The sequence below is a fragment of the Mesobacillus thioparans genome (assembly GCF_965138835.1).
Classification (GTDB): domain Bacteria; phylum Bacillota; class Bacilli; order Bacillales; family Cytobacillaceae; genus Mesobacillus; species Mesobacillus thioparans.
Genome location: NZ_CBCSFH010000020.1, coordinates 1 through 25,562 on the forward strand (window position 1 = coordinate 1; position 25,562 = coordinate 25,562).

Genomic DNA, 25,562 nt, shown 5'->3' on the forward strand with positions numbered 1-25,562 from the left:
ATCATTTTGTCCGAAGTNCCCCNAAGTTCGGACAAAGTAACGCTTGTACGGCATCATTTTGTCCGAAGTGCCCCTAAGTTCGGACAAAGTAACGCCTGTGCGGCATCATTTTGTCCGAAGTCCCCCCAAGTTCGGACAAAGAATCGCCTGTGCAGCTTCATATTGTCCGAAGTGCCCCAAAGTTAGTACGAAATCTCACCGGTTTGCCTCCACTTTGGCTGAGCAGCCCGCGTTCTGTTAACTCGCCATCCAACTCAACGCTCTAATCCCGATAAAAATTTGCACTTTTTGGAAGTGTTTTCAAAAGAAAGTGCGTCCTTCTAAAATATTGACACCCTAAACAAAATTCTCTATCTCAAGATGCTTTGCTGGCAAAGGTAGAATAGGAATTGAGATATCTTTTGTTCGAAGCAATCCGGTTTTTCTGAAAGGGGCAGTTTAGGTGGAGCAAAATGATCAGGGAAAATTAAATAAAGAAATGATGACGCTTTCAAAAACTGGAGCAGAGTGGAGTCTGGTATGGGAGGAGAATTTTGATCTTCCTGAAATAGATGAAAGCAAGTGGAATTTCGTTGAGGCGGGAACGGGATTTGGGAATGAAGAGTCCCAGTTCTATACAGAACGGAAAGAAAATGCGCGGATTGAAAATGGCATGCTGGTCATTGAGGCCAGGAATGAGGAGTATAACGGGCTGGATTATACATCAGCTAAATTGACGACCAGAGGCAAGGCAGCCTGGACATATGGGCGGATCTCGATCCGGGCGAAGTTGCCCGAAGGCCAGGGGGTTTGGCCGGCAATCTGGATGATGCCAGAAGATATGGAACTGTACACAGGTTGGCCTGCATGCGGGGAAATCGACATCATGGAGCTGATCGGGCATCAGCCTGGCACGGTTTATGGAACGCTGCACTATGGCATGCCTCATACCTATACAGGAGAAAATTACACACTGCCTGGAAACAGGAAGTTCTCGGATGATTTCCATGTCTTCACCCTTGATTGGGAACCAGGTGAATTCAGTTGGTATGTGGACGATGTCCTGTATGCAAGGCAGACTGAATGGTTCAGCAAGACTCCTGATGCAGAGGAACCGCAAGCTGGGTTTGCACCGTTCGACCGTGATTTTCACCTGCAGCTGAACCTGGCTGTTGGAGGAAAGTGGCCAGGATATCCTGATGGAACAACCCAGTTTCCGCAGCAGATGACAGTTGATTACATCAAAGTATACAAAAAAGAAAAATAAACACAGCAGAGGTGAACAGGAAATGAACAAGTTTTCTAAGGATTTTATTTTTGGTACAGCAACGTCATCCTATCAAATTGAAGGGGCCTATCAGGAAGATGGCAGAACCCTGTCTATATGGGATACGTTTTCCCGCACTCCCGGTAAGGTCTTCAATATGGATAACGGGGATATCGCCTGTGACCATTACCACTTATATGAGAAGGATATTGAAATTTTAAAAACGCTTGGTGTGGATTCTTATCGCTTCTCGATCGCCTGGCCAAGGATTTTCCCGGAGCAGGGCAAGTATAACGAAGCTGGAATGAACTTTTATAAAAAGCTTATAACACTCTTGAATGAAAATGGCATTAAGCCTGCTGTCACGCTTTACCACTGGGATTTGCCAATGTGGGCTCATGAAAAAGGCGGCTGGACTAACAGGGAATCAGTCAACTGGTTCATGGAGTATGCGGAAAAATGCTTTGCGGAACTGGATGAGCATGTGGAAATGTGGATTACCCATAATGAGCCGTGGTGCGCAGGTTTCCTCGGCTACCATCAGGGCGTCCATGCTCCGGGACATACAAATATGGAAGAGGCGGTAAAAGCTGTTCACCATATGCTTCTGTCCCATGGTGAAGCCGTTTCAATGCTGAAAGGAAAATTTGCTTCGGACACTCCGATCGGCATTACGCTGAACCTGTCACCGATGTACGCGGCAAGCAATTCTGCAAATGATCAGCTGGCTGCCAATAATGCGGATGGCTACACGAACAGGTGGTTCCTGGATCCAGTACTGAAAGGATCTTACCCTGCGGATATGATGAATCTTTTCTCCAAATATGTCCATTCCTTCGACTTTATCCAGGAAGGCGATTTGGAGAAGATTTCGGTAGAATGTGATTTCTTTGGAATCAACTATTATAATCGCAGTCATGTTGAATTCAATGCTGCATCGGACTTCTTGTTCAAGAGTGCATACTCAGATTATCCGAAGAGCGGCATGGGATGGGATATATCTCCGGCAGAATTTAAAGAACTGATTCACCGCTTGCGCAAGGAGTATACGAATCTGCCAATCTATATCACCGAAAACGGTTCGGCGTTCGATGATCAAGTATCAGATGACCACCGTGTTCATGATACAGACAGGCAGGATTATGTTGAAAAACACATCACTGCTGTTGCCGAGCTTAATGAAGAGGGCATGACCGTCGCCGGATATTATTTATGGTCATTGCTTGATAATTTTGAATGGGCATTTGGCTACGACAAACGCTTTGGAATCACTTATGTTGATTTCGAAACCCAGGAAAGAATCCTTAAGGATAGCGGTTACCGTTATGCCGAAATTATCAGGAACCGAACAATCTAAATCCAACACCTCTGGAGTGAGAAATGATGGGAAAATACAGATTTGATGAAAAGCAATATTTTGTAATCGAAGACTTCGATCAGGCAAAGACCTTTTCGAGCTTCCTGCCAGGATTGGCCGGTTTATACGGGGTCCCGATGTGGGCTTTTTACGTAAACCGCGGACAGGCGATGGTCAGCTTCGGTGTCCAGGATAAAAACCATGCGATCACAGAGTTTTTCCCGGCAAACCAGGCATACCAGCGTGTATCAACGAATGGTTTCCGCACTTTCATCAAATTGGATGGAAAGACCGTTTTTGAACCATTCTCGTCTTATGGAAGCAAAAAAGATCGTACGAGAAACATGTATATAAAAGAAAACGAACTGAAAATTGAAGAAATCAACCATAAGTATGGGATCAAGACGCTGATTACCTACTTCACGCTGCCGAATGAAAACTTTGGCGCACTGGCAAGGAAGGTCCAAATAGAAAATCTATCTGAACAACAGATCGAGCTTGAACTGCTTGATGGACTTCCAGCGATCATCCCATATGGAATCGATGATGCAGCATACAAAGCGGTCGGGAATACGCTGAAAAGCTGGATGGATGTATTTAACCTGGAAAACGGAATTCCGTATTACAGAGTCCGTTCTTCAACGAATGACTCTGCGGAAGTTGAAGAAATTTCAAAAGGTCATTTTTACTTGAGCTTCGATGACCAAGGACAATTAATCACCCCAGTCGTTGATGCAGAACTTGTCTTTGGATCGAACAGTTCATTCTCTTTCCCAGATGAGTTTGAGAGCAAATCACTTCCTGAGTTATCAAAAACTCAGCCAGTTACCTCCAACAAGGTACCTTGTGGATTTTCCGGTCTGGGAAAAGTGCTTGGAAAAGGAGAACAAGTCACATTCTACACACTTGTCGGCCATGTGAAGGATATCGAAATCATCAATGAAAAAGCAGCTGATATAAGAGCTGGCGGATATATGGAAAGAAAATACGAAGAAGCGCAAAGCCTGGTTACGGAGATTACGAAGGATGTTGAAACAAAGACAGCATCCCCGCTATTCGATGCCTATGTAAACCAAAGCTATCTTGATAATGTGCTGCGCGGCGGCTATCCAATTGAATTGGAGAGTGATGATTCAGCCTTTATTTATTATGTGTTTTCCCGAAAGCACGGTGACCTGGAGCGGGATTACAACTTTTTCTCGCTTGCGCCTGAATACTTCTCGCAGGGCAACGGCAACTTCCGTGATGTGAACCAGAACCGCAGGAATGATGTGTTCTTCCATCCTGAGACGGGAGATTACAATATCAAGCTGTTCATGAGCCTGATCCAGGCGGACGGCTATAACCCGCTCGTCGTAAAAGGAGCAAGCTTTGAACTAAAAGATCAGTCTGAATGGGGATGGCTGGATGAGCTGGTTCCTGTCCAAAAGGATGCAGAATTCATTAAGAAGAAACTGAGCGGAACCTATACACCAGGCGATCTGCTTCAAACGATTTCAGACAGCGGCATTCAGCTTGAATCCTCACTACCTGAATTCTTGAAGAAAGTTCTTTCAAGGAGTTCCCAGAACATTGAAGCGGAGTTTGGAGAAGGGTACTGGATGGACCACTGGACGTACAATCTTGACCTGGTTGAAAACTATTTGAAGGTATATCCGGAAAATAAAGCACAGCTATTGTTCGATGATTATGGCTACAAATATTTCTACAGCCCTGTATTTGTGAATCCTCGTTCTGAAAAATATGTCCTGGCTAATGGCAAGATCCGCCAATACGATGCCATTACTGAATTCGGTCATCAGCAAGGATCAAATTGGCTGAGGAAGCCTGACGGTGAGTTCTCTACATCGAATCTTTACAGCAAACTGTTCTCACTGGCACTATTGAAATTTTCAACATTGGATCCATATGGTATGGGTGTGGAAATGGAAGCGAATAAGCCAGGCTGGAATGATTCCATGAATGGCCTGCCAGGAATATTCGGTTCAGCCATGAGTGAGACATTGGAGCTGAAACGTCTGCTCGAATTCGTCATTGCTTCTGGAGAGAATGCAGAGCTGAAGATCACGCTTCCTGCAGAAGTCGTCGATCTGGCTGAGTCTGTGGTGGAATCCATGAATCAATTTAAAAATGGCGAGCTGGATGATTACAGCTACTGGAATCAAACAGCGGCCGCCCGTGAAAAATACCGCGAGTTAGTGAAAAACGGCTTTGAAGGTGCGGAAAAGACCATCGAGTTACAAAAGCTTACTGGTTATGCAGAGCAAATGCTTCTTAAGACAAAAGCGGGAATTGACAAGGCTACTGAGCTTGGCAATGGTCTGATTCCTACGTATTTCTCTTTCGAAGCCGCTGACTGGGAAAAGATCGTCGATGAAAACGGAAATGAAAAAATGAATAAAAAAGGCTTGCCATTAGTTAAGGTCAATAGCTTTGAAGTGTCAGTTCTGCCGCATTTCCTGGAAGGTCCTGCAAGGGCATTGAAGACTGCTGATCACCAAACAGCGAGGTTGACCTATCAAAATGTAAGGAACTCGGAGATTTACGACAATAAGTTGAAAATGTACAAAACTTCCGGATCCCTTGAAGATCAAACCTTTGATATCGGCCGCGCGAGAGCATTCACTCCTGGCTGGCTTGAGCGGGAATCCATCTTCATGCATATGGAATTCAAATACCTGCTCAGCGTCCTGAAGTCAGGATTGTATGAAGAGTTCTATGAAGATATCAATTATGCGATGCCGCCATTCATGGAAGCAGAAGTTTACGGAAGAAGCGTCCTTGAGAATTCGTCCTTTATCGCGAGCAGCGTGAACCCTGATTCCAGCCTTCATGGACAAGGCTTTGTTGCGAGACTGAGTGGAACAACGGCAGAATTCTTAAGCATCTGGCAGATGATGATGATGGGGAAAAAGCTTTTTAACGTAAATGAAGACAGGTTGACACTGAAGCTTGAGCCGATTCTTCCTTCATGGCTTTTCGATTCAGAGGGCAAGGTGCAATTTACAATGCTCGGCAAGACTCAAGTAACCTATCATAATCCATCAAGGAGAAATACTTTCGGAGAAGATGGAGCTAAGACAGTCAAATATGGACTCCATATGAATGGCGAAGTGGTTGAGGTTCAGGGCAAGCAGCTGCAGGAAACCTATGCACAAGCAGTCAGGGACGGAAAAGTATCAAGAATGGATGTTTACCTAGATTAATAGATGAGGTGCTGACAGATGGAATTAAAAATGATCCAGACTGCTAAGAATACCGAAGAACGTTTTGCTGACAAGGGCAATCTTTCTTTTTCAGATGAGCCAGCCAAAAATCTTGTGATGAAGCTTGATCCAGAAAAGCAATACCAAAGCTTCATGGGATTCGGCGGAGCTTTTACAGAGGCAGCTGCTTACACACTGGCGCAAATTCCCGGGGAAGAACGCGCAAAAGTAATCGACAGCTATTTTAACCAGGAAACAGGGCTTGGCTACAGCCTGGGCAGGACACATATCCATAGCTGTGATTTCGCCTTGGAGAATTACACTTATGTTGAAGAAAATGACACGGAGCTTAAAACTTTTTCGATAGAGCGTGAAAACAAATATGTACTTCCGCTCATCAAAGATGCTGTGAAGACCAGAGGAGAAGGGTTGACGATTCTTTCTTCTCCCTGGAGCCCTCCAGCCTGGATGAAAACGAATAATGAAATGAATCACGGCGGAAAACTGAAGCCAGAGTTCTTTGATACATGGGCCATGTATTACACGAAATACATCAAGGCAATGGAATCAGAAGGAATCCCGATCTGGGGCATCACTGTCCAAAATGAACCTGAGGCCACTCAAGTGTGGGACTCCTGCAGATATAGTGCAGAAGAAGAGCGTGATTTCGTTAAGAATCACTTAGGACCTGTGATGGAACAGGAAGGACTGGGTGATAAGGAAATCATCATCTGGGATCATAACAGGGATATCGCTTATGAGCGGGCAAAAACGATTTTATCAGATTCAGAAGCTGCAAAATATATTTGGGGCACAGGGCTTCACTGGTATGTCTCAGAAGAATTCGAGAACTTGAGCAAAATTCATGAAGACTTCCCTGACAAGCACCTGATTTTTACCGAAGGCTGCATTGAAGGCGGAGTACAGCTTGGCGCATGGCATACTGGAGAACGTTACGCTAGGAACATCATGGGTGATATCAACAACTGGCTTGAAGGCTGGATTGACTGGAATATCGTCCTGAACGAACAGGGCGGGCCGAACCATGTAGGCAACTATTGCGATGCACCGGTCATCGTCGATACTAAAACCGGAGAGGTTCACTATAATAGCTCCTTTTATTATATTGGTCACTTCAGCAAATACATTAAGCCGAACGCAGTTAGAATCGGACATGAACTGAACCATGAATCTTTAAAAGCAGTATCATTCCAAAACGAAGATGGCTCCATTGTCGCTGTCGTCATGAATGATGCAGACACTGCAGAGTCATTCTCATTATCGGTCGGAAGCAAGACTGCCAAAGCCGAGCTGCCTGGACATTCGATTACAACATTCATTATAGAAAGTTAAGCTCTGCCACCTCCTTGTCATGACAAAATGTGCTTTATGGTATGTGATGAATATGAAAAGGAGGTGGTTTTTTTAGAAGTTTTTACCGCTTGTAAAATAATGAAGGAGGAATAGGTATGAAGAAAACCCTGGCTATTTTGTTGAGTGCCATGATGATTTTGCCCGCAGCCAGTATCGCAGCTCCTAAAGATAAACTGGGAAATGATGAACTGAAAAACAAACAGAACAAATCTGAGTGGTCGCTTGTCTGGTCAGATGAGTTCAGCGGACCAGAAATCGATCGCAGCAAATGGACTTATGATATTGGGAACTGGATCGTGGACGAGAATGGTAAGGGAATCACCTCAGGCTGGGGGAACAATGAAAAAGAGTATTATACGGATTCTAATGATAACGCTTTTATTGACGATGGTAAGCTTGTCATTAAAGCTAAAAAAGAACAGGTTACTGACCAGTTTGGAACCTATGATTATACCTCAGCCAAACTTAAAACAAAGGGTCTTTTCAGCAAGAAATACGGCAGATACGAAATCAAGGCGAAGCTGCCGACAGGTAAAGGGCTCTGGCCTGCGATCTGGATGCTCCCCGAGGATGATAAATATGGTGCCTGGGCAGCCTCCGGCGAGATCGATATTATGGAGTCATGGGGAAGCAGACCGAATACAGTGGCAGGAACAATCCATTACGGTGAAGGCTGGCCGAACAACAAGTATACCGGCAAGGAATTCGAGCTTCCGAAAAACAGAGGCATCGACAAATGGCATACATATGCCCTCGAATGGGAACCTGGGGAGCTGCGCTGGTATGTGGATGGCGAACTCTATCAAACTCAGAACAAATGGTATTCAAAAGGAACGGATAACGCTGCAAACTTTTCATACCCTGCACCTTTCGACCAGGAATTCTATTTAGTAATGAACCTCGCAGTTGGCGGCTGGTTTGACGGGGAAGTTGACGAGACGACGAAATTGCCAAGCCAGATGGAGGTCGACTATGTCAGGGTTTACGATTTGAAAAAACGTGATTACCGTGAGCCGGTAGAGCCGGTATCCGGACCTGTGGAATTGCCTGCAGATGCAAAGCAGCCGTTGGAAGATGGGAATTTGGTTTATGACCAAAACTATCAAAAGCCAGTAAAATTAGTAGATCAACCTGGGATCGAACTGGATCCAATGTATTGGAACTTTGTAAAATTACCAGATTTCGGAGGTGCTGGCAGCTTAGAAGTGGATGCCATCGATGGCAGGAACTTTGCGAAAACGAGTATAACAACTGCTGGAACGCAATTGTATTCACTGCAAATGATCCAGAACATCTCGCTTGGCAATGGCGGCAAATACAAAGTCAGCTTTGACGCCAAGTCGAATGCTGCCAGAAACATGATGGTAAAAGTCGGTGCGGGTGCTGAACGAGGCTGGGTGAAGTATTCTAATGAGGAATCCTTCCAGCTATCTGGTGAACTGCAAACCTATGAATTCACTTTTGATATGCTGAATGAAACGGATATCGCTTCACGACTTGAATTCAATCTTGGCGGCAACGGAACAAACCCAGTCTGGATTGGGAATGTAAGAGTTGAAGATATTACAGGTACACCAGTAGATCAAAATGCTGCAAAACAGCCGCTGCCAAATGGAAACCATGTTTATAACGGAACATTCGACCAGGGCGGCATGGATCGAATGATGTACTGGAATTTCTCAGGCGATACAGCTGCAACCGCATCTGTTTCGGAAGACGCACGAGAGCTCCATGTAGCAATTAAAGATGGAAACAGCGATTCTGAAACAGTCAAGCTTGACCAACAAGGGATGAACCTTGTTGCGGGAAATGATTATAAACTTAGCTATAAAGCAAGAGCAGACGAACCAAGGACTATTCAGGCAGCGCTTCTGAGTGAAGACGGCACTAATTACTCAGGAACAGAAGCAACTGAGCTCACTTCAAATATGGAAGAGTACACAGTGGAATTTACAATGCCAGAGGATGTTTCTGATTCAGAAGCTCAACTTGTTTTTAGTTTTGGGGACGAAGTTGGCGATGTCTATCTGGATGATGTAGTCCTGCTGAAGACCTCTAACATACCTGATTATGGAAATATCGACTTATATCCATTGAAGAATGGCGATTTTTCAGACGGTTTGTCATCCTGGGGAAATTACGTGCATTACGATGCTAGTGCCGTAATCTCAGTAGATAATGGCGAGGCAAAAGCAGCAATCAGTAACGAAGGCAATGAAACATGGAGTGTTCTATTGGAACAGGGTAATTTAAGCCTTGCTAAGGGAGTAGTCTATGAGCTTAGCTTCGCCGCTCGCTCTACAAAGGAGAGAAATGCTGAGATTACGGTTGAAAACGCACAGTACAACAGGTATTTCGAAAAAGTGATTTCACTTAATGACGAAATGCAGCAATACACATATGAATTCACAATGCCTGCCGATGACACTGCGTCTTTGAAGATGTTACTTGGCAAAAATGATTTATCACCACTCGGCGCGCATGAGGTATTCATCGATAACGTGGTGTTAAAGGTCAAGGGCGCTCCGTCCGAGCAAGAGCCTGTTTCCACACCTGGGATTGACAATGGAACATTTGCGGATGGTACAACAGACTGGAACGCTTGGTGGGGCGATCAGTGGAGCGGCTATGCTGAAGGTACAATGAATGTTGAAAACGAAGAACTGAAGGTTGCGATTTCACAGGTTGGCGGTGCAACGTATTCCCCTCAAGTCTTTCAAATGGACCTGCTTTTTGAAAAAGGCAGCAGCTATACAGTAACTTTTGATGCAAGAGCTGATGAGCCAAGGAAATTGAATGTCAATATTGGTAAGGAATTGAGTACGGATCCTTGGTTCATAGCCTATATGCCAACATACACAGTTGATTTAACGACAGAAATGAAACCATACAGCTATACCTTTACCATGACTGAAGAAACCTATGGCGATGGCAAAATCGTCTTCGAACTTGGCAATATTTTAAACGGAAATGCAGCAACAAATGTCTATCTGGACAATGTAAGCATCATAAAAAACTAAGTTCTCAATGGGGCAGAACAGCAGTTGCATTCTGCCTCTTTTCTTCTATTTTAATATATTAGTTTTGATCATGAGCAGGCCAGCGTAATACTGACCATCATAGTGAATTTTAAAAGGTGGAAATGCAAGATGACTTTACAGAAAAACAACAGTCTGCCTAAACAGATTGGATTATTAGCACTTACCTGGCCGATTTTCATAGAATCATTTTTACACATGCTGATGGGCAGCACGGATACGTTCATGCTTTCGCATATTTCGGATGAGGCCGTTGCGGCTGTAGGCGTAGCCAACCAACTGATCTTTTTCACGATTCTGGTCTTTGGCTTTGTTGCCACAGGTACTGCAGTCTTAGTTTCACAAAGTCTTGGGGCGGGACTTCAAGCAGATGCAAGGAAGATATCGGGTCTTTCGCTCTCTCTTAACCTTATATTTGGCTTGTTGGTCAGTGTGATTGTTGTCGGTTTCAATGATTTGTTTTTACAAATGTTCAATCTGACTCCGGAAATACACCGTCTGGCTCAACAATATTTGACGATTGTTGGCGGCACTCTTTTTACACAGGCACTCCTGGTTACTGCATCGGCAATCCTCCGGGCAAACGGGCTGACAAAAGAGGCGATGGTGATTTCAATTGTTATGAATATCATCCACCTTGCAGGTAACAGTTTATTTATTTTTGGACTGTTAGGCGTTCCGGAAATGGGTGTTCAGGGTGTAGCGATTTCGACAGCCATTTCACGTGCCATTGCCGTCATTCTTATTTTCCGCTTGATGTACCGCAGGCTCCCTATGAGAATTGCTGTAGAAGATTATTTGAACTTCAATAAATCTTTTATCAAAAAGATCCTGAAAATAGGTGTACCTTCCGCAGGCGAAAATGTTGTCTATAACACCAGCCAGATGGCCATTACCGTCATAATTGGTTTGCTGGGGGCTATGGCCCTGACAACAAGGGTATACACATTTAATATCATGTCCTTCATGATGCTTTTTGGGATAGCAATCGGACAGGGAACGCAAATACTGATCGGTTACAAGGTTGGGGCCAGGGAATTTGATAAGGCCTACCATCAGCTCTTAAAAAGCTTGAAACTAAGCATTATCATCACAATGGCGATTACCGTCATAATCGTTTCAATCAGAGAACCTATTCTTGGAGTCTTTACTGCTAATAAGGAGATTATCAGGGAAGGAAGCAAGGTCCTGCTGCTTTGCTTGATCCTTGAACCTGGCCGGACCTTCAACATCGTTGTCATCAGTTCTCTCCGGGCAGCCGGAGATGCAGTTTTCCCGGTAAAAATGGCCTTTGTCTCTATGTGGGGAATCAGTGTCCCGCTTGCTTATATCCTTGGGATAAAGATGGGCTTCGGACTGTCAGGTGTCTGGATCGCCTTTATCGTTGATGAATGGTTGAGAGGAATCATCATGTATATTAGATGGAAAAGCCGGGCCTGGGAGAAGAAGGTCCTGGTTGAGGACAGGGTTCAAACTGCATGATTCTAGATTTTTGTGAGGTGGCGTGAAGTGAAATTCAGACAGCTTGGAAATACAGGGATTAAAGTGTCGGAAGTTGGTTTCGGTGCCTGGCAGCTCGGAAACGCCAGGGACAGGGGGGGCATGGATGACAATCAGGCAATCAAGCTGGTGCATCAAGCGCTTGACCAGGGCTGCAATTTCTTTGATACAGCTCCGAATTATGGCGGGGGTAAAAGTGAATCATTGCTTGGAGAGGCTTTTTCTGGAAAAAGGAGCGTCGCAGTTATTAACAGCAAGTTCGGTCATCATCCGGATAACACCTTTGATTTCGATTCGCAGAAAATCCGCAGTTCGGTTGAAGGCAGCTTACGCCGGCTTAAAACAGAATATCTTGATTCGATTTTATTGCATAATCCCCCTTTTGAAATTCTGACAGGCAGCTCTGGTCATTTTGAGGTATTGGAATCCCTCAAACAGGAAGGGAAGATCCGGGCATACGGGGCTTCTGTTGACTCTGGCCAGGAAATGAGAGAGCTGCTCGAGAATACCGGAAGCCAGGTTATTGAAGTGATGTTCAATATTTTTCATCAGGAGCCAAGAAGTGCGTTTACCCTGGCTGCAGAAAAAAATGTAGGACTGATTGTTAAAGTTCCGCTTGATTCTGGCTGGCTATCAGGCAAGTATGACGAAAATAGTGTTTTTACAGACATACGAAGCCGATGGGACAAGGAGCAGCTCAGGAAAAGAGCCGAGTTCCTGCCCGTTCTAAAGGAAATGCTCGAACCAGGAGAATCCCTGGTCCAGCTTGCTTTGAGGTATATACTTAATTATCAGGAAATCTCTACCGTCATACCTGGAAACAAGAATCTGAAGCAGCTGATTGAGAATCTATCAGCGTCAGAAAAAAGGATTTCAGCAGGGAAAGTAGAAAAGCTAGAAGTACTATGGGAAGAAACACTGCAAGCCGATCCGTTGGGTTGGTAAAAAACAGTATGGAGGTTTTACACAATGGCATATCAACCAGACAGCAATCGCTATGGAACGATGACGTATAACAGATGCGGCAAATCAGGGCTTAAATTGCCGGCCATTTCGCTGGGACTATGGCACAATTTCGGCGGCCAGGATCCTTTTGAAAATGGCCGTTCGTTAATCAGACGGGCCTTTGATCTGGGTATTACCCATTTCGACCTTGCGAATAACTATGGACCGCCGCCAGGATCAGCAGAAGAAAATTTCGGCAGCATCCTGCGCAAGGACTTTTCAGGCTACCGTGATGAAATGGTGATTTCGACCAAAGCCGGCTATGGCATGTGGCAGGGACCATATGGCGACTGGGGTTCAAGAAAGTACCTGGTATCGAGCCTCGACCAGAGTTTAAAAAGGATGGGACTCGATTATGTCGATATCTTTTACCATCACAGACCAGATCCGGAAACTCCATTAGAGGAAACGATGATGGCACTTGACCATGTCGTCAGGCAGGGGAAAGCTCTTTATGTCGGCCTGTCCAATTATGGTGTTGAGGAAACGAAACAGGCCATCGGAATTTTAAGAGAGCTGGGTACTCCATTGCTGATCCATCAGCCTGCTTATTCGATGCTCAACCGCTGGGTAGAAGACGGGCTCACTGATTTGCTTCAAGAAGAAGGAGTTGGCTCAATCGCATTTGTTCCATTGGCACAAGGGCTGTTGACGAATAGATACTTAAATGGAATTCCGGAAGATTCAAGAGCGTTAAAGCCGAACAGCTTCCTCAATGAGGGTGATGTTTCTGCAGAAGTCCTTACTAAGGTCAGACAATTAAATGAAATAGCACAGGAACGTGGCCAGTCACTTGCCCAGATGGCCCTTGCATGGGTTCTCAGGGAACAGAAAATCACCTCAGCACTTATCGGTGCAAGCAAGGTCAGTCAGATTGAAGAAAATGTTGCTGCACTGAACCGCCTTGATTTTAGTGAAGCAGAGTTGAACATGATTGATGACATCTTAAAATAAGGACTTGATGAAAAGCTGTAAAGCCAAATGGTTTTACAGCTTTGTTTTTTATTTCTTGTTATTAGGGTAAAGGTAACTTGGTTTTATAAGAGGTTCGCTTTTTACCAACGGGGTATGCTTTGGTAGTATGTAATTTAGGCACTTCATGTAACTGAAATAAGAAAGCTTCAAAGTGCTAACAATAGTTAATATGGAAAATACGAGAGATATAGGGGTGAAAAAGTGATCAGCTTTGATAATGTCGCTAAGAAATATGACGATGGAACTTATGCAGTAAAGAATTTCAGTTTACATATCAACGAAGGAGAGTTGCTTGTCCTGATTGGTCCGAGCGGCTCTGGAAAGACGACGACTTTAAAAATGATCAATCGGTTGATTCCGCTAACCGAAGGGTACATTAGAATCAAGGATAAGATGATCAGTGACTACGATATTCACGAGCTGCGCTGGGATATTGGCTATGTGCTTCAGCAGATTGCCTTGTTCCCGCATATGACGATCGAAGAAAACATTGCGATTGTCCCGGAAATGAAGAAATGGGAGCAGGAAGAAATCAATCAACGCATTGATGAATTGCTGCATATGGTCGGGCTTGAACCGGAAACGTACCGCAAAAGGCTGCCCAATGAACTATCCGGTGGACAGCAGCAAAGGATTGGCGTCGCCCGGGCGCTTGCTGCGAATCCGCCGATCATTTTAATGGACGAGCCATTCAGCGCATTGGACCCATTGAGCAGGGAAAAACTTCAGGATGACCTGATTCAATTGCAAAACAACATTAAGAAGACCATCGTATTTGTAACCCATGATATGAGCGAAGCATTGAAGCTTGGTGATCGGATCTGCCTGATGAGAGATGGGGGAATCGTCCAGACAGGAACTCCGGAAGAACTGCTCCAGCAGCCTGCGAATGACTTTGTCCGTGAGTTTGTCGGGATTGACCAGTCCCAGGAACGGATGATTGATATCCGGGAAGTAGTCAAGCCGGCAAAACAAGAAGAACTGGGAAAGCTGCCTATCATTGCTTCCCGAATGCCGATAAACGAAATCCTGTCGCTGCTTGGCGAACATGAGGAGCTGGCTGTAAAAGAAATCGATGAAATAATCGGCATCATCGACAGACAGGGAATCATTCGGATTTTATCACGGCAGATGGAGGGACTGAAATGAATAGCTGGACCTCAACATTCATTGATCGAAAAGACGATTTGTTAAGTTCACTGCTTGAACATATCCAAATTTCGTTCATCGCACTGTTCTTTGCTGTCTTAATCGCAATCCCTCTGGGAATTTTCCTGACACGAAGGAAGCAGATATCTGAAGGAATTATAGGAGTAACTGCGGTGCTGCAAACAATCCCTTCACTAGCATTGCTCGGTTTGCTGATTCCGCTGTTCGGAATCGGCAAAATTCCTGCGATCATTGCGCTTGTGGCATATGCGCTGCTGCCGATTTTACGAAATACATATACAGGAATCAATGAAGTGGATCCTTCGTTGATCGAAGCCGCGCGGGCTATGGGAATGAACAGCAAGCGGCGTTTGATGAAAGTGGAACTCCCTTTGGCAATGCCGGTCATCATGGCTGGAATCAGGACAGCGATGGTCTTGATCGTTGGTACAGCTACAATTGCCGCGTTGATTGGGGCCGGGGGTTTAGGCGACCTGATCCTGCTAGGAATAGACCGTAATAACACCGCGTTAATCGTTCTTGGCGCCATTCCCGCTGCCCTGCTTGCCATCCTGTTTGACATCGTGCTTAGAAGGTTTGAAACGGTTTCCTTTAAAAAATCTCTTATCACGATTGGTGCCATTTCATTAGCCGTAATTCTCATGATGGCGATTCCTTTCCTTGGCGGGAAAAATGAAGACGAAATTGTCATCGCCGGAAAGCTAGGAGCAGAACCGGAAATCCTGATCAATATGTACAAGCTTTTGATCGAAGAAGAAACGGATCATTCGGTAAAGCTGAAACCAGGACTGGGGAAAACATCCTTTGTTTTCACCGCATTGAAAAACGGAGATATTGATATTTATCCCGAATTTACCGGCACGGTTATCTCGGAATTTTTAAAAGAAACAGCCGAGAGTACGAGCCGCGAAGAAGTATATAAGCAGGCAAAAGAAGGAATGAAAAATGAGTTCGACATGGATATGCTCCAGCCAATGGACTACAACAACACCTATGCTTTAGCTGTTCCAAAACAACTGGCGAAAGAAAATGACCTAGAGACCATCTCTGATTTGAAGTCGATTGAATCATCATTAAAAGCTGGCTTCACACTTGAGTTTTCAGATCGGGAAGATGGCTACAAAGGAATCAAAAAGCTTTATGGACTTAATCTGGCAAGCCTGACTACAATGGAGCCAAAACTGAGGTACGGAGCAATTAAAAGCGGTGAAATTAACCTTGTCGACGCCTACTCGACCGACAGTGAACTCCAGAGATACAAGCTGGTCGTACTGGAAGATGATAAAAACCTGTTCCCACCATACCAGGGAGCTCCGCTGCTAAGAGCAGAAACAGCTGGAAAATATCCAGAAATCGTCGACGCCCTCAACAAACTTGCCGGTAAAATCACGGACGATGAAATGCGGAAAATGAATTACCAGGTGAACGTAGAAGGAAAATCTCCTGAAGAAACAGCAAGGGAGTATTTGAGAAAAGCGGGATTGATTGAAAAAGAATAAATGAAAAAACCCCCTGCAGCTGATGCAGGGGGTAATAGCTATATTTTGTAAACTTTTAGGTTCAGATATATAGTCAATAAACTACCGACGAGGAATAGAATGACTCCCGAAACTGAATTTGGAGAAAGGTAGTGTAAATATTCCATTTAAAAAGCTCCCCTTTTCGTAATGTATATCGCAATACGATACTTTTGTTGATTTAATTATATCGTGTTAAGATATATTTATCAACCGGAAAGTAAGGTGGAATTTTTGTTAAGTAAAGAAGTGTATGAGTACCTCGCAGAGTTCCGTTACCAATTAAGGAAGTTCCAGAAGTTCAGTGAAACAGCAGCACAGGATATGGGCATTACTGGCCAACAGCACCAGTTGATGCTGGCGATAAAAGGGTATCCGGACAGGGACTACGCAACACCGCGGGAGCTGGCAGAACGCCTGCAGATCACCCACCACTCCTGCGTTGGCCTGATTGATCGCTGTGAAGAAGCAGGACTTGTTTCACGCAGGAAAAATCCAGAAGACGGCAGGAGTGTATTTGTAGAAGTGACCGAAAAAGGGGTGGGAATTCTTGAAGGTCTGTCTGCGATCCATCTAGAAGAGATCAAGCGGATCGGATTGTTTAAGGAGAAGCTGTTGGATAGAAATGAAGAAAGTAAAATATGAAGAGGCAGACTTTATGAAAAAAAGATTAATATATTGGGGATTTGCATCAGGATTGGTCATTCTGCTGCTATTCAGTTCCTATAAACTAATGAACTCAAGGACATTTCAATTTTTCGGCGGGTTGACATCCCAAGTGGGCACAGAGGAGAAAGTTGTTGCTTTGACCTTTGATGATGGTCCGACCAAAAATGTAGAGAGTATCTTGCCGATCTTAGAAAAGTACAATGCCAAAGCAACGTTTTTCCTGATTGGAAATGAAATTGAAAAGAATCCGCAAGAAGCTGAAAAAATCGCAAAGGCTGGCCATCAAATCGGCAACCATACATATTCACATCGACGGATGGTATTGAAATCTCCATCTTTCATCAAAGAGGAGGTTGGACGGACCAATTCTTTAATTAAAGAGGCAGGTTTTGTAGGAGAGATAGACTTTCGCCCGCCTAATGGAAAAAAACTAATCGGTCTGCCCTACTACTTGCATCAGCAAAAAATCGACACCATTACCTGGAACCTTGAACCAGATTCCTTCTATCGCGCATCTGCTGATAAAGTAAAGTACGTGATAGATAATGTAGAGCCTGGTTCGATTATTTTATTGCATCCAATGTACGATCAATCTGGAGATGAGCTTAAAACAATCGAAGGAGTGTTGAAGGCTTTAACAGAAGAAGGGTATAAATTCATAACGGTAAATGAACTTCAGGGAGTTAAAAAGAAATGAGGTGGTAATTCCATGCTGAAAAATGAATTGACTAAGCTTTTAAATATTGAATATCCGGTCGTTCAGGCACCGATGGCCGGAGGCATTACGACCTCACAATTAGTTTCGGCAGTCTCCAATTCAGGAGGCCTGGGGATGATAGGGGCAGGCTATATGACTCCTGATGCATTGCAGGAACAAATCAGGGAAATCAAACAGCTTACCACTAAAAATTTCGGTATCAACCTATTCGTGCCGAATAAATTTCATGTTACGGTGGATGAAGTTGAAACAGCTGAAAAAAATTTAAAACCAATTCGTCAAGCCTTGAATTTACAAGAAGAACACCAGGTGAAAATCCCAGAATACAGGCATCATGCTGAAACATTCAATGAGATGATCAAGATTGTAATTGAAGACAAAGTCAAGGTTTGCTCCTTTACTTTTGGTTTGCCTTCAAAGGAAATTATTAGCGAGCTTAAAGCTCACCATATTATCTTGTTGGGAACGGCAACAACAGTCAGGGAAGCGAGTGAAGCTGAAAAGAGCGGTATGGATGCTGTTATTGTGCAAGGCAGTGAAGCTGGTGGACATCGTGGGAACTTTATTAGCGATCACAAAGAAAGCTTAATTGGCTTAATGTCGCTGATCCCCCAGGTTTCTGACCATGTAAGAATCCCTGTTATTGCTGCTGGCGGCATCATGGATGGAAGAGGACTAATGGCGTCCCTTTGCTTAGGTGCAAGAGCTGTTCAAATGGGCACCGCCTTTTTAACATGTACGGAAAGCGGAGCGCATCCTCTTTATAAAGAAGCGATTATGAATGCTGATGAAGAGGAGATGGTGCTAACCAATGCCTTCTCTGGTAAATGGGCAAGAGGCATAAAAAATCGGTTTATAGAAGAAATGCAGGGGAAAGGGGAGGCCTTCCCTCAATTCCCAGTTCAAAATGCACTAACGCAACCGATCAGGAAAGCTGCAACTAGCCAAAAAAACAGGGATTATATGTCACTATGGTCCGGCCAGAGTCCAAGACTTGCTAAAACACAATCGGCAGAAGACTTAATTAGAAGTATTGTAAGCGAAGCAAATAAGATTCATATATAAGTTTAAACATGAGGTATACAGCCGCTGCCTGGCATTATTCTAAAGAAGGGATGAGGGGATTATGAGGAATAAATTAATGAAAATGCTAGAATCGCGGAAGGATGAAATCATTGAAATACGCAGGCATCTTCACGAAAATCCTGAACTTTCTTTTCAAGAAGAAAAAACCGCTCAATATATTTTAGATTTTTATAAAGGAAAAGATGTCGAGGTCCAATCGAATATTGGAAACGGACACGGGATCATCGTCACGATAAAAGGCGGAAAACCAGGTAAAAACATTGGTTTGCGAGCTGATTTTGACGCTCTCCCAATCGTCGAGGAAACAGATGTACCATTTAAATCGAAAAATGAGGGTGTGATGCATGCATGTGGCCATGATGGGCATACGGCCTATTTGATGGTTTTGGCAGATTGTCTTATTCAATTAAAAGAGGAAATAACAGGCACAATCAAAATCATCCATCAGCATGCGGAAGAAGTACCGCCAGGCGGCGCTAAAAGCATTGTGGATTCCGGTGTACTTGATGACTTAGATAATATTTTCGGCATCCATCTTCTGCCAATGGGTCCAGTTGGGGTTGTCGGATATCACTCTGGATATTCTTTTAACGGCAGGGCTTACATGAAATTAAAGATTAATGGGAGAGGAGGGCATGGCTCTTCGCCGCATTTGGCAAACGATGCGATTGTCGCTGGAGCCCATTTTGTAACAGCGGTTCAGACGATCATCAGCCGTCGGTTAAGTCCTTTCGATATTGGTGTGATCACCATTGGGTCATTTGATGGAAAAGGAACCTTCAACGTCATTAAAGACAGCATTGAACTTGAAGGTGATATCAGGTACATGACTTTTGAAACGAAAGCTACGATTGAAAAAGAAGTAAAACGACTTGTAAAAGGAATAGAAGAAGAATTCGGAGTAAGCTGTGAACTGACTTATCTAAATGATTATCCGCCATTATACAATGATCCAGCCGTAACAGCACAGGTTGCAGAGATTCTTAATAGTGCGAACGATAAAGATATTACTGAAGTGAAGGAGTTTCCAGCAATGGCGCCATCCGAAGACTTTGCTTACTACGCTGAAAAATTCCCTTCATGCTTCTTTTACATCGCCTGCACACCTAAAGGAGTAGAGGATCCTTATTTCAACCATAATCCGAAGTTTGATATTGATGAAGATGCCCTTCTTGTCGCTGCTAAAGCGGTGGGACATGTTGTTTGCGGTTACTATGAATTAGATTAGGAAACATAATTCGGACCTTTCCCGATGCAGCACTTGGAGTGGGATCCAAAAAAATAGCCCACGTAAAGGTGAGCTTTCTGAGAGTCTTTATTAAAAGGGAAATCGAATTTTGAAATCAAAACTTATGATCTTCAGAAATAGCTCTTTCGGATGCAAATATTCATGTTTAGTTGAATATAGAAATTAAATCTATGTGTGCGACAAAGTAGTAGTGCAAATATAAAAAGCTGCAAAACCAATTGGTTTTGCAGCTTTTTAGTAAGTGGAGAATAGGGGGCTCGAACCCCTGACCTCAACGCTGCCAGAGGAAATCCATTAGTTGAACTGAGTTAAATAAGTTAAGTTAAAATCAATTAAGTCATGATTTATAAGGGTTTGTGGACTGTATTAAACAATTTAAACCAATCTAGTTCAATTAAATAAAATAAGTCTGTGCACTGTTTTGTGCACTAATTAGGTGTCCCGAAGAAAGTCTGTGGTCAGTGGAAAGCCAGTTAAGTTTTTAACTTAACTGGCTTTTTAAGGCTTTTGTAAAAGGGCGACCAACCTATTAATGTTTAAAAGGAGGTAATGATAAATCATGAAAATGAGTAAACAAAAATTGGCTTTCTAAATGGCCATGGTACAATTCTAAGGCATTTATTGCTTCTTTTTGAATCGGTGTTATCTTACATATTTCATAGAGAATATCGGCCTTAAGTAATCCGTTATAGTTAGCATCCAACATTTGAAGGGACATCTTGAATAACTTTAAAGCGGTAGAATTATCACCTAATATCTCCTTATTTAATTTTCCCTCCAGATAATAATTTCTAGAATGTAATAGTTGATTATGTGTATTTGGAAGTAGTTGTTTTGTTTTTTGGAGGACTTTTTTGATAAAGGGAAGTTCAACCTTCTTTTTTATAGATACATACATAGCTTGCTGCAACAAAGCTATACCTGTTTCTTTTAGATCTCCGGTCTCACTTAATAATTCCATATCGGCCCAAAAAAGGTCTTGAATTTTAACAACTAATTCTTGATTTGGATAAGCAGTCATCAAAGTAAAAATGGTTAGAGCCCAGCTTCTAATCATACCTTCCTTATCATTCATTCTTTGTAATTTGTCACGAAGTAATTGGAGGCCTTTTCTTACCTCGCTGCTTGATGAATTCTCAAGGAATCCAATGAGAATCTTTAGATATTCAGTTTCAACTGGTGAAATTATATAATGGTTTATACTGTTAATGCTTTTCATTGCATTTGTGTAAGCTCCTATATAAAGATATAAAATGGAAAGATTATAAAAGATATTATCTCGTTCTTCTTTAGTTACAGTAGGGCTTTCTTTTGATATCTCCAAAGCTCTTTCTAAATGAAATTTACTTTCTGATACTTTCTTATTTGAAAACAGTATTTTTGCTAAAGCATTATGCGAGCGTAATTTTAACCTTAGGATGTAATTATTATTTTCTTTTACTTCAATTACCTGATGGAACCATTCTTCTGACTGTAATAAAAGTTTTTGATTTAAATAAAAAACTCCCCTAAGAAATAGATAATCTACCTCTCTGCTTGGAATGTTGTAATCGATTATTTTATTCTTGAAGTTCTGTAATTCGGTTAAAGCGACTTTCCATTCTTTAAGGATGATCAAATCATTTATTTTTTTCTTGTGATAATCTAATTCTTGAATTTTATCTTCAATATTTGGGTCGGAAAAATAGCTGAATGAGGTTTGAAGTTTAGCACAGATTAATTTGAGATCATCTTCAGACACAGGAATATGGCCATTTTCAATATTGCTCATTTTTCCCACTGAACAGATGCCTTGTGATAACTCCCCTAAAGTAATTCCTTTTTCTTTTCTCTTACTACGTATCTTTTCACCAATATTATCGTGTCTCGGAATTTGAATTTTCATATCAAGTGTTAACTCCCATTATATATAGTTAAGTTAAGTATATTGTACTATACAAAGTGATTTTTAAAAAAACCAACTCTCCCAATGAATTTTTTTTATTTTTTTAAGAGAAAAAGCATTGAATTTTTTTCTCGCACTGCTATAATTTAGAAGTTGTTAACCAAAAATAGTAAAATTTATAGGTAATATTGTGGATATAGAATAGGGACCCTGTTACTAATTTACTTTAATACCTTATAAAATCTGGAACTTTTAGATTTTGGTAGCGCTCCTGCCATGAACCTAGAACACTTCCTTTTCTAGAATTTTACTCTAGATAAGTAAGTGTTTTTTATATGGTCTTACAAAGGAGGAAGATAATTTGAAAGGAGTCAACAGATGGGCGAAGCTGCATTGAATATATCTAATATTATGAGACAGAGGTTATTCTTTCACGAGTATCAACCTTTATGGAACACTGAAACGGAAGAAATATTTGCTTATGAGGCTTTGATTAGAACTAGCCCTATAATAAATCCAGTTTTAATCTTTCATTTTGGGAGAGAACGAGGAGTCCTTTATGAATTTGATATAGCCTCTATTACCAATGCAATTAAGGAGTATCCTGAATCCTATTATCAGAAATACCATCTTTTTATCAACATATTTCCTTCTACGCTGGTGCATCCTGATTTCCCTACATTAATTAGGGGATTACTTCAAGACTATCCCATGATAAGTGGGAAGGTTGTTTTTGAAATTAACGAAGAACCATTAGAGTCAATGATTTGGGATGCAGATACTTTTGTAGAAAGAATAAATCTATTAAGAGAATTGGAATTTCTGATCGCTCTGGATGATTTAAGACTTTCTTCAGTTTCTGTAAAAAAAATTCTTAAATACAGCCCTGATTTCGTTAAATTGGATCGCTCGTGCTCAAGACATCTTGCTCATTCCATAAACAAGCAGAAAGCTATTCATTCTTTGTTAACAAAGTCAGAGGACAATGTTGTTATTGTTCTTGAGGGGATTGAAAATGAGGAGGATTTAAAAACGGCTTCTCACTTAGGCATCCCTGCAGTACAAGGTTATTACATCTCGAGACCCCATCGTTTATAAGTGATACTAGTTACAGAGAAGGATTAAGTTTAGAGTTACTCTAAAAATCTGACCTACTTATTTTTACAGCTATAAAGGAGAAGAAATATGAAAAGGACATTTATAATATTCAAGGCACGGGGAGCTGAGTATGGGATCGATCTTAAAAAGGTGGTTTCCATTGAGAGAAACAGTAAAGTAACGACTCTACCTCAAGTCCCTGATTACATGGTGGGTATTGTAAGTATAAGAGGGAAAGTTATACCTGTCATTGATAGTAACTATCTCCTCTTTCAGAAACATCTTCATGGAGATGAAGAACCACGTTATATTTTATTAGAGGTTCAAGGGTCAACAATAGCTTTGATGGTTGAAAGTACAAATGAAATTCTAGAAATAGAAGACAGTTTGATTAAACCAGTTGAGATGATGAATGCGAACTACTTGATTGAAGGAGTAGCGCTAAAAGGAGATCGAATTATTTCGATTATGGATAGCGGTGAAATTATAACAACAATTATAGATATTAAATATATACAAAAAGAGTTGCCTTTTAGTGAAGAAAGACAGTCTGTTATTTAAGAGACAAAAAACATCAAAGGGAGTAAACAAATGAGGAAAATCACTAGGTTGAAATTCAAATTAGGAACAAAAATCAATTTAATTGTTATTAGCATTTTATTATTACTATCGGTTATTATCGGTGGAGTTGTCGTTAGTGAAGTAACAAAAGGGATTGAAACATTTGCGATTGGAAAAGCCAAGGGTGATTTAAGTTTAAGTGATCGGTATATTCGAAGTGAATTTCCTGGTGATTGGGAAATCAAAAACGGGAAATTGTATAGAGGAGAGAAAAAGTTTAATGAGAATTTTGAGTTAGTAGATACGATTGGGGAGGATACGGGTGATACGGTAACAATCTTTCAGGGAGATACCCGGATTGCAACGAATGTCTTAGTAAATGGTAATCGGAATATTGGGACTAAAGTTTCTCCAGAAGTGGCTGAAGTTGTACTTAAACAAGGTAAAAACTATTATGGTGCAGCTGAAGTAGCCGGCAATATGTACCAAACTGCCTATATGCCTTTAAAGAGCAAAAGTGGAGAAACAGTGGGAATTTTTTATGTAGGAGCCCCTCAAACAATAATTGATGAACTTCTATCCAATTTTATGATGAAGTTTCTTATCCTAGTCATAGTCATTGTAATAATTTCTTCACTAATCGTTCTATGGTTTACAAGAAGGCTTCAAAAACGCCTTGCAGCCATTAACAGCGCGATAGAGCTTGCAGGTAAAGGAGACTTTACAACTGAAGTTATTGATGAGACAGGTGATGAATTAACAAATCTTTCAAACAGTTACAATGACATGAAGAGAAATTTAATAATCATGATAAAAGGGGTTTTAGAGACTTCCGAACAGGTAGCTGCTTCATCAGAAGAGTTAACTGCTGGGGCAGAACAGACCAGCAAGGCTACTGAACAGATTACAGAAGCAATTCAACAAATTGCCACTGGGTCGGATACGCAGACACAAAGTATAGAAGAGAGTGCAAGAGCACTAGAAGAATTGACGTTCGGAATTGCCAATATTGCTGAAACCTCTGCAGCTATAGCTGAAAATGGTACCCAAGCAAGTACACATGCAGAGGAAGGTGGAAAATATGTAGATCAAACTTCACAACAGATGAATATGATTCATAGTACTGTAAATGAAACAAGTAAGGTCATCAAACTATTGAACGAAAGGTCACAACAAATTGGTGATATCTCAAAGGCAATTATAGACATCGCAAACCAAACAAATCTATTGGCATTAAATGCTGCCATTGAAGCTGCAAGAGCAGGGGAACATGGAAAAGGCTTCGCTGTAGTTGCTGATGAAGTACGCAAGCTTGCTGAGCAGTCCCAGGATTCATCTTCTCAGATCTCAGATTTGATAAGACAAATTCAAAATGATATGAACCAATCCAATGATTCAATGGATACAGTAAAATATGAAGTTGAAAACGGATTGGGAATTGTCTCTAATACACAGAAGAGTTTTGAGTTGATTTTACGGTCTATGGTTGAAATGGGAGGGAAAATTGATGGGATGGCAGCAACTGCCCAGCAAATGTCGGCTAGCACCCAGGAGGTTTCTGCAACCGTATCAGGAGTCACCACTATATCAAGAGAGTCTTCAATGCATAGTCAAGGTGTAGCTGCTTCGGCCGAAGAGCAACTTGCTTCAATGGAAGAAGTGTCGGCTTCAGCACAAAATTTATCAAAAATGGCTGAGAACCTTCAAAATACAGTAAGTCAGTTTAAGATTTAGCCTTTAAATTCAGTCTATGTAACAGTGACATAATTTTATGGTGTGTTAATCTAAGAAGGATTACACACCTTTTTTATATAAAAGGGTATATTTATTACAAAAATTTACGGATTGATTTGTTTTTGCATACAATGACATTTATTGTTTGTTCTTTTCTTTTCGAAACATTAAATA

18 protein-coding genes are annotated in these 25,562 nt (G+C 42.0%); 17 read left to right on the top strand and 1 reads right to left on the bottom strand.

Annotated elements, in window-relative coordinates; translation table 11 throughout:
• Positions 1-442 precede the first annotated feature (442 nt).
• From ACNAZ4_RS21870 to ACNAZ4_RS21935, 14 genes are all read left to right on the top strand, one after another.
• Positions 443-1,246: a glycoside hydrolase family 16 protein gene (locus ACNAZ4_RS21870; RefSeq protein WP_415818082.1), complete on the top strand. Its 804-nt coding sequence runs from the start codon at positions 443-445 to the stop codon at positions 1,244-1,246.
• A gap of 22 nt (positions 1,247-1,268) precedes the next feature.
• A complete protein-coding gene (locus ACNAZ4_RS21875) occupies positions 1,269-2,603 on the top strand; it encodes a GH1 family beta-glucosidase (protein ID WP_415818083.1) in 1,335 nt (444 codons plus the stop codon).
• 23 nt (positions 2,604-2,626) lie between these two features.
• Entirely contained in the window at positions 2,627-5,809 is a 3,183-nt protein-coding gene (locus ACNAZ4_RS21880; RefSeq protein WP_415818085.1) for a cellobiose phosphorylase, read from the top strand.
• A gap of 18 nt (positions 5,810-5,827) precedes the next feature.
• Positions 5,828-7,162, top strand: coding sequence for a glycoside hydrolase family 30 protein (locus tag ACNAZ4_RS21885; protein ID WP_415818087.1), 1,335 nt, complete (start codon positions 5,828-5,830; stop codon positions 7,160-7,162).
• Positions 7,163-7,278: 116 nt separating this feature from the next.
• Complete coding sequence (locus tag ACNAZ4_RS21890) at positions 7,279-10,203, top strand: carbohydrate binding domain-containing protein (protein ID WP_415818089.1); 2,925 nt, start codon at positions 7,279-7,281, stop codon at positions 10,201-10,203.
• Positions 10,204-10,332: 129 nt separating this feature from the next.
• Positions 10,333-11,703 (top strand): MATE family efflux transporter, encoded by a 1,371-nt coding sequence (locus ACNAZ4_RS21895; RefSeq protein ID WP_415818091.1) that lies wholly within the window; start codon positions 10,333-10,335, stop codon positions 11,701-11,703.
• Between the two features lie 27 nt (positions 11,704-11,730).
• Complete coding sequence (locus ACNAZ4_RS21900; protein WP_415818093.1) at positions 11,731-12,666, top strand: aldo/keto reductase; 936 nt, start codon at positions 11,731-11,733, stop codon at positions 12,664-12,666.
• 24 nt (positions 12,667-12,690) lie between these two features.
• The gene (gene mgrA, locus ACNAZ4_RS21905; RefSeq protein WP_415818095.1) at positions 12,691-13,680 is read left to right on the top strand and encodes an L-glyceraldehyde 3-phosphate reductase; all 990 of its coding nucleotides are present in this window, start codon (positions 12,691-12,693) and stop codon (positions 13,678-13,680) included.
• A 222-nt stretch (positions 13,681-13,902) separates the two neighbouring features.
• On the top strand, positions 13,903-14,850 hold the full coding sequence (locus ACNAZ4_RS21910; protein ID WP_415818097.1) for an ABC transporter ATP-binding protein: 948 nt from the start codon (positions 13,903-13,905) through the stop codon (positions 14,848-14,850).
• The gene (gene opuFB, locus ACNAZ4_RS21915) at positions 14,847-16,370 is read left to right on the top strand and encodes an osmoprotectant update ABC transporter permease/substrate-binding subunit OpuFB (protein ID WP_415818099.1); all 1,524 of its coding nucleotides are present in this window, start codon (positions 14,847-14,849) and stop codon (positions 16,368-16,370) included. Before ACNAZ4_RS21910 ends, opuFB begins: the two co-directional genes overlap by 4 nt.
• 243 nt (positions 16,371-16,613) lie before the next feature.
• Complete coding sequence (locus ACNAZ4_RS21920; protein ID WP_415818101.1) at positions 16,614-17,033, top strand: MarR family winged helix-turn-helix transcriptional regulator; 420 nt, start codon at positions 16,614-16,616, stop codon at positions 17,031-17,033.
• A 13-nt stretch (positions 17,034-17,046) separates the two neighbouring features.
• The gene (locus tag ACNAZ4_RS21925) at positions 17,047-17,754 is read left to right on the top strand and encodes a polysaccharide deacetylase family protein (protein WP_415818103.1); all 708 of its coding nucleotides are present in this window, start codon (positions 17,047-17,049) and stop codon (positions 17,752-17,754) included.
• A gap of 12 nt (positions 17,755-17,766) precedes the next feature.
• Positions 17,767-18,840: an NAD(P)H-dependent flavin oxidoreductase gene (locus ACNAZ4_RS21930; protein WP_415818105.1), complete on the top strand. Its 1,074-nt coding sequence runs from the start codon at positions 17,767-17,769 to the stop codon at positions 18,838-18,840.
• Positions 18,841-18,901: 61 nt separating this feature from the next.
• Entirely contained in the window at positions 18,902-20,089 is a 1,188-nt protein-coding gene (locus tag ACNAZ4_RS21935; RefSeq protein WP_415818107.1) for an amidohydrolase, read from the top strand.
• A 550-nt stretch (positions 20,090-20,639) separates the two neighbouring features.
• On the opposite strand, the gene ACNAZ4_RS21940 is transcribed toward ACNAZ4_RS21935, so the two are convergent.
• Complete coding sequence (locus tag ACNAZ4_RS21940; protein WP_415818109.1) at positions 20,640-21,995, bottom strand: helix-turn-helix domain-containing protein; 1,356 nt, start codon at positions 21,993-21,995, stop codon at positions 20,640-20,642.
• Between the two features lie 378 nt (positions 21,996-22,373).
• Here ACNAZ4_RS21940 and ACNAZ4_RS21945 point away from each other — a divergent pair, with 378 nt between their 5' ends.
• The 3 genes from ACNAZ4_RS21945 to ACNAZ4_RS21955 all read left to right on the top strand — a co-directional run bounded on the left by ACNAZ4_RS21945 (position 22,374) and on the right by ACNAZ4_RS21955 (position 25,388).
• The gene (locus ACNAZ4_RS21945; protein WP_415818111.1) at positions 22,374-23,093 is read left to right on the top strand and encodes an EAL domain-containing protein; all 720 of its coding nucleotides are present in this window, start codon (positions 22,374-22,376) and stop codon (positions 23,091-23,093) included.
• Between the two features lie 87 nt (positions 23,094-23,180).
• Positions 23,181-23,654 (top strand): chemotaxis protein CheW, encoded by a 474-nt coding sequence (locus tag ACNAZ4_RS21950; protein ID WP_415818113.1) that lies wholly within the window; start codon positions 23,181-23,183, stop codon positions 23,652-23,654.
• A 30-nt stretch (positions 23,655-23,684) separates the two neighbouring features.
• Entirely contained in the window at positions 23,685-25,388 is a 1,704-nt protein-coding gene (locus tag ACNAZ4_RS21955; protein WP_415818115.1) for a methyl-accepting chemotaxis protein, read from the top strand.
• Positions 25,389-25,562 lie beyond the last annotated feature (174 nt).